This is a genomic window from Maribacter litoralis (assembly GCF_902506355.1).
Taxonomy (GTDB): domain Bacteria; phylum Bacteroidota; class Bacteroidia; order Flavobacteriales; family Flavobacteriaceae; genus Maribacter; species Maribacter litoralis.
In genome coordinates, this window is sequence record NZ_LR733271.1 from 1,055,838 (window position 1) to 1,067,028 (window position 11,191).

Here is an 11,191-nt window from a genome sequence, read left to right on the forward strand (position 1 = left end):
TGTGCGTAGACCGCCAAATGTTTAAATTTGGCTTTTAGAATATAAAAATTCGGCTCTGTGTTAACCCGAAAAGTTAGTGTCTTTTTGCACGCTACGTTTCATACACAAGACCGTAAAACCAATCACCAGATTGAACAACATTAACCTGGAAAACCAAGAAAAGAAATTAAGAAAAAGACAACTGATCAATGCGGCATTAGTTGGATTTCTCGCTTCTATATTTGTCATTGGCACGGTGGCATCCATTTATAAGAAAAATGCCTTGGGTATGATACCTATGTCGATTCCTCTTTTTTTAATTTATAAAATAGTGCGTAGTTCCAAAAGGCAAAAAAACGAGTAAAACTATCGTAAGCTATCCATCCCTATGAAAACCATCTTCTCCACCATCATTTTCATCCTTCTTCATGTATACAGCTACGCCCAAGATGATTTCAATAAACTCCCAATAGCAGCAAAAATCAACTGCCCAATGCTATTGATTGACGAGCATATCATCGCCAATAAAAATATAATCACTTCAAAGGAAGATATTGAAGAAATAGGAGTAATAAAAGATAAACCTAGTCACGAAACGTATTTTTATAATCTTACGGCAAACGGTATTCTGTTTGCCAAACTAAAAAAGGAAATACCCTATAAAACACAAGCTGAACTGAACACCTTTCTAGATTTGGATGAAAATAACCCTGTATATGTAAACGGTTATTTATTGGAACATGATACCTATACCATTGCAACAGAAAGTATTGCGACCATAGACCTTGTAATGCCAAATGAAGAAAATGACTTAGACCAAAAAGTCATCAATGTTTGGATTCTCTCCCAAGAAGAGCGTAAAAATGGCTGTGCTTTATCCCAAATGGAGTAAATTAGTTGTTCACCTCATCATCAATCATCATGAAAACAACAATTATTCTTATCTCGTTTATTCTATTTACTACAACTCCACTACTGGCTCAGCAAAATGCATTTTTGGAAGATTCCATTGAACGCTTAGAGAACTCCCGCAAGTATATACTGCTCGTGGCCGATATGATGCCCGAAGAAAAATACGATTATAAAGTAACGCCCGAATCCTTAAGTTTTTCCGAGAATTTAATGCATATTGGCTTTGCGCTAGATTGGCATAGCCAGTCGCTCTTAGGGGGTCGTGAAGCTCGCGTGTACCAAACCGATACCGTTTTTAAACCCGCCAATAAAACCAAAACGGAAATGATGACACGTATAGACCAAACCTTTGCAGAAGCCATTATCCTTTTACAAGAATTTGACCCTAAAGCCTTAGATGATCATTTAGATTATTTTGGTCTAGACCGTTCCAAAAGGCAAATTTGCATGCTATTGGCAGACCATATTACGCACCACAGAGGGCAAATGCTGGTTGCCATGCGCCTTAACGGGTTAACGCCACCAAGATATGTGCTTTATCAATAGAGCCAAGCTAGCAACTATTCTTGCTTCTTTTTATCGGTATTCATAATAGAAAGTACTATACCTACCAGGGCAATACAAACACCGGCAAATACAGCGATCATTACAACACCATTGCTCCAGTTTACCAAGGGAAGATTCGTTGTTATCATAGTTTGGTCATTTTAATTGCCGTAAATGTAATTTCTAACGGCTGTTTATTCTATGACAATTGTCAGCTCACCAAAATAGACGATGTATTTGTACCTTGATTATCGCCTAAAGATTGTATGCCTTATTTGGGTTCTGTATTTTTATAGTTACAAATGATATTTGAAAATGGTAGATAAAATTAAATGTCCGAATTGTGCGCATGAGTTTGATGTTGAAGAGGCACTTTCTGGCAAAATGCAGGCTCATTTTAAGGCAGAATACGAACGTAAAGTAGCAGAGCAGGCAGAGAAATTCAATAAAGAACGTAGAAAGCTTGAGCTTGAGGTAGAAGAGTTCGAGAAGAAGAAAGAAAAAGAGAACGAGCTTTTTAAAGAGAAACTGGCACAACGCCTTGCTAAAGAGTCGGAGAAAATACAGAAGCAGACCAACGAATCTTTTGAGCAACAGTTACGTGCACTGCAACAAGAGAACGAAAAAAAGAAAGAGGAGAACAGGGCGCTGCGTGCACAAGAGATCGACCTTTTAAAGCGTGAGAACGAATTAAAGGAAAAAGCCGAAGAGCTTAAAATGAACGTGCAGAAAGAATTGTTGGAGAAACAATCTGTCATTGAAGAAAAAGCCAAGGCGAAAGAGCGCGAAGCCATGGCACTTAAAGAAAAGGAATACCAAAAGCAGCTAGACGACCAAAAGAAGCTTATTGATGAAATGAAGCGCAAGGCAGAGCAAGGTTCTATGCAAATGCAGGGTGAAATTCAAGAACTGGCATTAGAAGAATTGTTGCGCAGCACCTACCCCTTCGATACTATTGAGGAAGTGGGCAAGGGTATTCGTGGGGCGGACTGTATACAAACGGTGGTGAACTCGCTTCAGCAGACCTGCGGTTCTATCGTATACGAGAGTAAGCGTACCAAAAATTTTAGTAACGACTGGATCAATAAGTTAAAGCAAGACCAGATCAATTGCAAGGCAGATATTGCGGTAATTGTTACGGAAACCTTTCCGCCCGATATGGACCGTTTTGGAGAGAAAAACGGTGTTTGGATCTGCGGATTCAATGAAGTAAAAAGTGTATCGCTCGTATTACGTGAGCTACTCTTAAAAACACAATCCATTAAATCTTCTGATGAAAATAAGGGCGAAAAAATGGAACTGCTGTACTCTTATTTAACCAGTAACGAGTTTGTGCAGAACATTAATAGAATTATTGAAAACTATGATTCTATGATCAAGCAACTGAACTACGAAAAGAAAGCAGCATACAAGAATTTTGCGGTTCGCGAAAAGCAAATATGGGGCGTACAGGAGAATATCAACGTACTTTTCGGCTCCATTAAAGGTATTGCCGGAAACTCCCTATCTACCTCTACCATCCTAGATTTACCGGATGCGGAGATTGATGATTAATGTTGGTTGTTGGTTGTTGGTTGTTGGTTGTTGGTTGTTGGTAAAATAATGAATTTCACTTTGCGCTTTGCACAAAGCCCTTAATAAATTATGCGCCAAGCGTGCCACGCATTGCGTTTAGCGTTGGGCGCTAAGCTTTTTTTAGTTTGGAATTTAGCCATGTAATCATCTTTTCAAATCTAAAGGAGATAAATATTAAATATACACAGCTAATAAAACTACCGAAATTGCTACTTGATGTATCTTTAAAATAAAACACATTTAAAAGTGTTGCTACTAAACCTAAAACACCAACGGTAAGAATAAAATATTTTAAAATTTTCATTGTAACGGGCTGAATGTGTTTTTGCATCTTTTGAACAGTTTTGATAACTAATTACACCTATATGTAGCATTTTTATGCAAATTGTTACATGTTTTGATGAAAAAGTAGAAAAAAATTAAATTTTAGGCAACAAACAACATATCGCTTTGTGGTGTAATTTTTGATGCCTTAACAAGTATGAAGAAATCTTTATTTCTTAGTATAATTTTAATCCTTACGGTGATAAGTAGCCATGCCCAAGAATCATCAATTTCTGAATTTGATTTATATGGATGTTGGGTACTGGAAAAGAATACAAGACCTTCTAACAGCATCATCGTATATAAATCTTGTGAAGATGTAGCCCATGAAAATGTAAAATTTGGTTCAAAAATTTCTCTCCTCGCATTTAATGAGAGTGAATATCAAAGCACTGCCCCCAATGTTTGCTTCACTACATTTATGGAAAAAGGTACTTGGGAATATGACGAAAACACAAGAATAGTTAGTTTATATTCTGGTCATGAATGGTTAAAAAAGTTTAAGAAACTTGACCCTGAAGAATATGCCAGTTGGGGATCACCTGAAAAGTTTAAAATACTAAAATTTAAAGTTATCTCTATTGAAAACAATCAGCTTACAGTAGAAATCATTCCTAAATATTACGGTAAAATAGCAATAGAAGATTTTTCAGAATAATACTATGAAAAAAAGTCTATCATTTTTCTTACTACTCACTATCACTTCCGTATCATGCCAGCAAGAAAAGAGAGCATCAGGTGATGACGTATCTGTTATATGGGCATCCTTTTTATCTGATTTAACGACTGAGGATAAAGAAGCTTTTAAGAAGGCATCTGCTGAGACCATTCGTTGTTATGATTGTTTGGAGAATACGCCATCCGAAGTGCAACACATGAACTTGTTACGAGAAAATGATTCGCTCTGGTACTCTAAAATTTATGAGGACCTTATTTATATTCCCATAGATAGTTTTATCGCAAATGATTATGACATCTTGTTCAACCCTAACTTTATAAAAATCCTTCAGGAAAATGAAACCATAATTTCCAGTGAAGAAACCAATGGGGTTACATACGCCCATATACTGGTAACCACTAACCTACCTACTGCATTTTTTGAAGGCGCCCAACATATTTTTTCTTTTGTGAAAAATGAAGATGATGTATGGAAATTAAACGAGATCGGCACCATCCCCTAATAAACCTTATTACCTACCTACCCAACTTTTAAAGTCCGACGCCTTTGCCTTGCTCACTATAATACGCTCACTACACGGGGGATGCACCTCTACCAATAATTTGCTGTTGAAATGAAGTTTTATGGTAACAATGGCTTCCCTACGCAAAATAAATTGACGGTTGGCCCTATAAAAAAGTGATGGATCCAGCGCCTCTTCCACTTCCTCTAATTTGGCATCTAATACATATGAACGCTCTTGCACCGTAACTGCTTTTACAACCCCTGTATCTATAAAGAAATAGGCAATATCGGCAGTTTTTACAGGAATCAACTGTTCACCCATACCAACCAAAAATGTCTGTTTATAATTATTGGGCTTGGTCTGTATTAAATGCAAAAGACTTTGCATTTGCATCTCATCTATACCTTGCTTTTGGTTTTGGGTCTTAAAACGCTGCAACGCATCAGACAGTTCTTCTTGATCAATAGGCTTCAACAGATAATCAATACTATTCACTTTAAAAGCCTTTAACGCATATTGATCATAAGCGGTAGTGAATATAATAGGAATATTGATGGTCACCTGATCAAAAATTTCGAAAGATATACCGTCTGCCAAATGAATATCCATAAACACCAAAATACCTTCGTACGGGTTACTGAAAAAATCTACGGCGGCCTTAACGGTATCTAACACCTTAACGATCTCAATATTCGGATCGATCTTAGTGAGCAAATATGCCAAGTTATCACTTGCAGCAAGTTCATCTTCAACAATAATTACTTTCATGCCGGGCGGTTTAAGGGCAATTCTACTTTAAATATATCATTTTGGGTACTTACCTTAACTTCATTCTTTAGCAAAAGTAAATACCGCTTCTTTAAATTATACAACCCCGTGCCCATACCTTCTGCCATGGTTGTACGTGCACGAATAGGGTTTTCTACGAATAATGAATTTTCTACTGAATATACTTTTACGGTCAACGGGTTGGTAGATGATATTTCGTTATGTTTTACCGAATTTTCTACCAATGACTGCAATGCCAATGGTGGCACTTTACGGTCTAACAGTTCTTCAGCTATATGCACCTCTATGCGTAGGCGATCACGATAGCGGGTTTCCATCAAATAGATATAACTGCGTAAAAATTTTACTTCGTCTTTTACAGGTACCAAATTGATTTCGCTACTCTGCAGAATATAGCGGTACATGTACGAAAGCTTATTTACAAATTGTGTCGCCTTTTCGTTTTCTCGTATTAAAGAGGACAACGAGTTTAAGGAATTGAACAAGAAATGTGGGTCTATCTGGTTTTTAAGGGCCGCAAGTTCATTCTCTAAATTTTGTTGTTTTAGCTGCTCGTTCTCTATTCTACTTTCTTGCTTATCTGTACTTACCCGCAATAAACGGGCAATAAAAAATAGCACTATGGACAAATTTATAAAGGTAAAATTGACCCAGCCTTCTTCATGGGAATCCAACGTTCTACCATTTACCAAAGGATAAACCGCTATTATGATTTTCACCACGGCAAAAAGTGATAAAGCATTGATGAGCAATATCAATAGCCACTTTACTATTGGCGGCCATTTTAATGCATCATAATCTATATTGGCATTCAACTGAATTACCGACCATGAAAAACAAAAGAAGAATAGGTACCTATATAAAAAATCGGTAACCCAAGACATAGAGAAGTTTAAATTCCCCTCCATAATACCATTATATAAATAGATTGTTTTTGGCAGTGATACCAAAATACCTATAAGCAGGGCCGTTTTAACTACTTCGCCCTGTTTAACCTTTGTCAATGCCATATAACCTCTTTTCTAAATGGTACTTCTCAAATATACCGTAATAATAACTTTGAATTTGCAATACGCAAAAAAGCCGGCCTTTACTAAGTAAAGACCAACTTAAATTTAAACTACACTAACTTCTTAAAGTGCATAGGCATCAAAATCGGCAGGTAAATATGCCGCTGTATCAAAACCTAATTCCACTATTTCTTCCTCTTCAAAAATTTCAAAATCTATATCGGATAAATTGGCACCTGCGTAGGGATCAAAATCAAGGGGTAAATATTCAAAGGTGTCAAAACCTAGGTTTACTTCTTCTTCAATCTCTACCACTTCTATTTCACTGGCGTCTAAATTGCCCATTTCTAAAGAAGCTTTTAATTGTGCTTCAAAATCAATACTACAATCTTCGAAAATAGCAGTGATTTCTGCCTTCTCTGCTTCTTTTTGTTTCTGTACTCCTTTAAATGATATAAAGGTGACGGCCACTACGACCACGGCTGATAAAATTTTAATGTTTTTCATGATTTTATAATTTTTAAGTTTTTAGAATTGTTTTTCTATACCCCAAAGATATTGAGCAATACTGCTCTCGGATAATATTAGTGACCCAACTGTCGAATTTGCCATCTAAAACAGCTTTAGACAGTTATGAATTATTATCGGTGGATATGTAGCGGGAATAATTTTGAATATAATAGTACTTGAGCACTATTCATTTGATGCTACCAAACAATTAAATAACATTCGTTTTTACGGATACATCTCTACTTAGTGAACCAATCTCGCACCGTTTCTTCGGCTAATTTGTTATTGGGCGTGAAGGCATTATTATGTTCACCACGGTATTCTATGTAGCTGGGAAATTTCCACCATAGAATGCCTTGGCACCATGGTTCGTTCTCAATACCTTTAAAAATAACTTCGTACGCCCTTTGCTGTGCTTCTTCGTTTATGGTATCATCTGCCTCAGCGTGCGGGTTCTTCCAAGGGGCATCTATACTTCTAAACCCTATTTCAGTAAAAACTATCGGTTTCTTAAAATAGTCGTATACTTTTTTAATTTTGGTTCTTACCGTATCGAACCGTAAACTCATCTCCTCATTGGTAGGGTTATCCTTTTTACTCAAAGGATAATAAGAGTTAAGTCCTATAAAATCCAAATCGTCCCAAAACGTAATATTTTCAAATTCGGCACCCCAATTGGCTGCATACGTTAGTTGCCCCGAATACAGCGCCCTTGTTTTTTTAATCATCTCACGCCAAGCTTCTGGCTGGGCCAATGTTGCTTTTGTGAACTCCACACCAATACAGAGCGCATCCATCTCATGAATTTCTGCCAAAAATGCGTAGTGTCGAATCCACCGATAATAATAATCGTGGAATTTATCCCATTGTGCATCCGTAGGCATATCTATACCGCCAGGCCAACTACCACCAACATAAATTTGAGGTTTCAATAAGGTATACATACCCATATCACTTGCCATTGAAACAGCATGTACCACGGCGTCATCATTTTCACTACCCGCATTATCACTAAAATGTAAGGGCGTAGGGGTGTTGATGTCATTGATGCCCGTATACGGTACTATGGCCATGGCATTACTACCCATATTCTTTTGCTTCAATAATGCTTCGGTAGCTTTTTGCGAACCATAACCATTGTAAATACTATAACCTTCATGGGCAAAATTGAAGCCTTTTAGGTAAGGTAGTTTCTTGGTCTCCTTTTTTTCCTTCGGATGTGCTTTTGGTAAGGATTTTAAATACTGTTGCCATTTAAGATCAAGGCTTTTTATCTCTCCGCTAGAAAGCGATACATTCTTATACTGTTGCAAGTACCTGTTTTTGCCCCACGTCTTAATTAGAAAATCTGCGAACGCACCCGCCATACAATCCCTGATCAATGACGATTCCATCTCCAAAAATGTGTTGTTCAGCAACTCTGCCACCGTATACGTGTTTTCAGACTCCACCAATCTTGCCGCCCAATATTTATAGCCCTTCATCTGCCAAGTATCGGTAAAATAAATAGGTAGCCCCACATTAAAAATGGTTTTATTACTTTCCCCTATAAGGTTGTACAGCATTAAAGCATTGTCTCTACCAATATAATTGTTGGCATATATATTATTAATAATGGTGTGAACCGAGTTGGTTGCCACATCAAAAGTAGAGTGGTCGGTATTGCCCGTCATTAGACCTTTTTCTTCTGTACAGGTGTAGAAATTATAGGTGATTTTCGGCACATTATTTCTACCGACAAAACCGACAACCTTAGCCTTGGCTGCCTTTACCTCCGCTACCTTTTTGTCCACCATTGCAGGATCTAGAGCTTGTTGGTGGTTAATAAACTTAAACTCATCGGTATCCAATACTATTTCTGTACCTGTGGCGAAATTGAAGAATGTGGAACCCTCGATACCCCATTGGGCATTAAAATCGCCCATGACCAATCTTTCCTTTTGCTCATACACCTCATATTCCAAATTCTGACGGTAGAACGACTGTCCTTTTTCTGCCACCTTTTCTGCAAATAACTCAAAAACTTCATTGGCATTGGTACCCGTTAAAAAGGCAAAGGGAATTTTTGGATCTACGGGACTCGGATAAAAACACACGCCAAGAATGGAATTGTTATTAGGTACTTCTTTAGCACCAATGTTAATATTCGTTTCCGACACCTGAAACGGTGTACTGCCCATATATTTTTTAATGAACGGATTCTCATTTACCGTACCTACCAAAAAGACAATTGAATTTTTAAAACTACTATCATCAACCTCATCAACAGCCTTATAGCTTACTTTAACACTGCGCCGTGAACGTGTGATCTCTTTTTTAGAAAGTTCGTGAAGTAAATCTTTATACTGCTGCTGTAATGTTGGGTCTTTTGCTCCATAAACCACCAAAATCTCTCTTTTATCAAAAAAAGTTCTGCGTAAATCCCTTCTGGAGGAAACGGAATCCAGACCTATCGAAATACCCTCATTTTCAGCTGTTGGTAAATATTGCACTCCGGCAAAGCCGACGATACCGACAATAACAAATAAGACTACCAATAGATATTTCCTGTTCATGGACCTAATGAGAATTAAACGACAGTATAAGATAGCAAAACTGCAAAACCTAATGCCGAACAAGGCATTATTTAACTTAAAAAAAGGACATTGGTATACCCAAACCTGTAATTGACCGTACTATCAATACTATGAAGCCCAACCTGATATTTACGCAAATAGAGTTGCAAAACATAGCTGTTGTGGTAATAAGCTATTTCTACCTTAACTTTGTACTACTAAATAGCCAACGCTTCATGAAATCAGTACTATTCTCAACCTTTGTTTTTTGCACTTACCTATTGGCCGCCCAAAACAATGCAACCATACCTTTAGAAGACTTTACCGAATTACAGGTATATGATAGAATTAGTGTTACCCTTGTAAAAGGTGATGAGAATAAGATCGAAATACCTGCTAGCGATAAAAAGGACCTTAGCATTACCGAAAACGACGGGCGATTACGATTAAAAATGTGTTCAGGGGAATCTGTATTAAATACCATTCTAAGTTTAAAGTTGTTCTATACCGAGGCGTTATCCATAATTGATGCCAACAAAAATTCGAGGATTATTTCTACGGGACTGGTGATCGGTACCGATTTAGCCATTGAAGCACAAGATGCCAGTACCATCACCTTAAATATTGCCTATAATAACGTGTCCGCCAAAAGCACTAGTGGAAGTGAAATAAAACTGTCCGGTACCAGTAGTCACCAAGAGGTTATGATCAATACCGGTGGAAAACTTTTGAACCAAGGATTAAAAACAAAAAGCAGCACCGTAATTGTACTTTCTGGTGGCAGTGCCGAAGTTTATGCCAGTGAAGCGGTCATTGCCAAGGTAAAAGCCGGTGGAGCCATTACAATTTACGGAAACCCCACATCTGTGGATAAAGACGATACTTTTGGTGGTAAAATTGCCATAGTGGAATGACTACTGTTCTATACTCTGAACATCAAAAGCAATAAGCTCATTATCTTGAAATTGTGGTGTAATTTCAATAGGGTTGCAACACACCTCGCAGTCTTCTACATATGTTTGTTGAGAAATAGATGGATCAAGAAGCATGGATACTTCTTCCCAACAATACGGACATTGAAAGTAATGCTCGAACATAGCTATACATTAAGCTTTCAGTTCTTTTGCCAAATCTTGTAATGTAAGTGTTTGTATCAAGTTTCCGCTATTGGAAGTGAAAATGGTCTCACGCCCCAGCTTTAAAGCCAAGATATCTTCGTCTTCCTCTAAATGTACATCTGCCGGATCAATGTTGATCTCTTCCAATTTTACATCAAATCGCTTTTTTAAAGTAACTGAGCTATTCGATTTTCTCAACTCAAAGCCATAAAAGTCGAATAGGCGTTGTAATCCACTAAAAAAGCTAAAGCCTATAAAAAGTAAACCGGCCATGGCAAATTTATATGCCAAGGTAAACACATCTAACTCATCACCGTTTATAAACGTATAAACCAAATTAATGCAACCGTAAATACCCAACAAGAATACCAATAGACCTACTATGACCGCTAAAATATCGGTAAACAAAGCCTTTTGAGTTCTGGTTACGATAAGTTCATCTGCGGTTCTATTGGCTTGAAAACCAAAATCCTTTAAGTAATCCAAATTCTTAATTTGTACCCTTTTATTGGCTATGGTCGTATTTAAATCGCTCATATCTACAACAACAGCACGTTTTTGCAACTCATCTTGTAAACTTAATTGTGCTTCAAACGTGAGCAATGAATGTTGGTTCATTATCTCTATGAGCTCGCTATTTGTTCTATCGCTATACATGTTCTTTTGTAATTAATTTACTCGGTAATCGA

The 11,191-nt window shown here is 37.3% G+C and carries 14 protein-coding genes; 7 read left to right on the forward strand and 7 right to left on the reverse strand.

Annotated features, from left to right (window positions below; translation table 11 throughout):
- Positions 1-130: 130 nt before the first annotated feature.
- Genes EXIGUO8A_RS04365 through EXIGUO8A_RS04375 form a run of 3 tightly spaced genes read left to right on the forward strand, consistent with a single transcriptional unit; the run spans position 131 to position 1,437 of the window.
- Positions 131-343 carry a hypothetical protein gene (locus tag EXIGUO8A_RS04365; RefSeq protein ID WP_159302072.1) on the forward strand — a complete coding sequence of 71 codons (213 nt, stop codon included), beginning with the start codon at positions 131-133 and terminating at the stop codon, positions 341-343.
- A gap of 24 nt (positions 344-367) precedes the next feature.
- On the forward strand, positions 368-871 hold the full coding sequence (locus EXIGUO8A_RS04370; RefSeq protein ID WP_159302073.1) for a hypothetical protein: 504 nt from the start codon (positions 368-370) through the stop codon (positions 869-871).
- Between the two features lie 29 nt (positions 872-900).
- Positions 901-1,437 (forward strand): DinB family protein, encoded by a 537-nt coding sequence (locus EXIGUO8A_RS04375; RefSeq protein ID WP_159302074.1) that lies wholly within the window; start codon positions 901-903, stop codon positions 1,435-1,437.
- Positions 1,438-1,451: 14 nt separating this feature from the next.
- Here EXIGUO8A_RS04375 and EXIGUO8A_RS18825 read toward each other — a convergent pair whose 3' ends face one another.
- A complete protein-coding gene (locus EXIGUO8A_RS18825) occupies positions 1,452-1,586 on the reverse strand; it encodes a hypothetical protein (protein WP_262885552.1) in 135 nt (44 codons plus the stop codon).
- Positions 1,587-1,752: 166 nt separating this feature from the next.
- On the opposite strand from EXIGUO8A_RS18825, the gene EXIGUO8A_RS04380 reads away from it, so the two are divergent.
- From EXIGUO8A_RS04380 to EXIGUO8A_RS04390, 3 genes are all read left to right on the forward strand, one after another.
- Positions 1,753-2,991: a DUF2130 domain-containing protein gene (locus tag EXIGUO8A_RS04380; RefSeq protein WP_116771068.1), complete on the forward strand. Its 1,239-nt coding sequence runs from the start codon at positions 1,753-1,755 to the stop codon at positions 2,989-2,991.
- A gap of 502 nt (positions 2,992-3,493) precedes the next feature.
- Positions 3,494-3,994 (forward strand): hypothetical protein, encoded by a 501-nt coding sequence (locus tag EXIGUO8A_RS04385; RefSeq protein WP_159302075.1) that lies wholly within the window; start codon positions 3,494-3,496, stop codon positions 3,992-3,994.
- 4 nt (positions 3,995-3,998) lie between these two features.
- Positions 3,999-4,517, forward strand: a complete 519-nt coding sequence (locus EXIGUO8A_RS04390; RefSeq protein WP_159302076.1) for a hypothetical protein — start codon at positions 3,999-4,001, stop codon at positions 4,515-4,517.
- Positions 4,518-4,526: 9 nt separating this feature from the next.
- Here EXIGUO8A_RS04390 and EXIGUO8A_RS04395 read toward each other — a convergent pair whose 3' ends face one another.
- The 4 genes from EXIGUO8A_RS04395 to EXIGUO8A_RS04410 form a co-directional block, all read right to left on the reverse strand.
- Entirely contained in the window at positions 4,527-5,288 is a 762-nt protein-coding gene (locus tag EXIGUO8A_RS04395) for a LytR/AlgR family response regulator transcription factor (RefSeq protein WP_159302077.1), read from the reverse strand.
- The gene (locus EXIGUO8A_RS04400; RefSeq protein ID WP_159302078.1) at positions 5,285-6,319 is read right to left on the reverse strand and encodes a sensor histidine kinase; all 1,035 of its coding nucleotides are present in this window, start codon (positions 6,317-6,319) and stop codon (positions 5,285-5,287) included. The genes EXIGUO8A_RS04395 and EXIGUO8A_RS04400 overlap by 4 nt, the downstream gene beginning before the upstream one ends.
- A gap of 123 nt (positions 6,320-6,442) precedes the next feature.
- Positions 6,443-6,826, reverse strand: a complete 384-nt coding sequence (locus EXIGUO8A_RS04405; RefSeq protein WP_116771073.1) for a hypothetical protein — start codon at positions 6,824-6,826, stop codon at positions 6,443-6,445.
- Positions 6,827-7,068: 242 nt separating this feature from the next.
- Entirely contained in the window at positions 7,069-9,384 is a 2,316-nt protein-coding gene (locus EXIGUO8A_RS04410; RefSeq protein ID WP_159302079.1) for a glycoside hydrolase family 113, read from the reverse strand.
- A gap of 236 nt (positions 9,385-9,620) precedes the next feature.
- Here EXIGUO8A_RS04410 and EXIGUO8A_RS04415 point away from each other — a divergent pair, with 236 nt between their 5' ends.
- Positions 9,621-10,298 carry a head GIN domain-containing protein gene (locus tag EXIGUO8A_RS04415; RefSeq protein WP_159302080.1) on the forward strand — a complete coding sequence of 226 codons (678 nt, stop codon included), beginning with the start codon at positions 9,621-9,623 and terminating at the stop codon, positions 10,296-10,298.
- On the opposite strand, the gene EXIGUO8A_RS04420 is transcribed toward EXIGUO8A_RS04415, so the two are convergent.
- Both EXIGUO8A_RS04420 and EXIGUO8A_RS04425 read right to left on the reverse strand, forming a co-directional pair.
- Complete coding sequence (locus EXIGUO8A_RS04420; protein ID WP_159302081.1) at positions 10,299-10,481, reverse strand: CPXCG motif-containing cysteine-rich protein; 183 nt, start codon at positions 10,479-10,481, stop codon at positions 10,299-10,301.
- A gap of 9 nt (positions 10,482-10,490) precedes the next feature.
- Positions 10,491-11,159: a hypothetical protein gene (locus EXIGUO8A_RS04425; RefSeq protein WP_159302082.1), complete on the reverse strand. Its 669-nt coding sequence runs from the start codon at positions 11,157-11,159 to the stop codon at positions 10,491-10,493.
- Positions 11,160-11,191 lie beyond the last annotated feature (32 nt).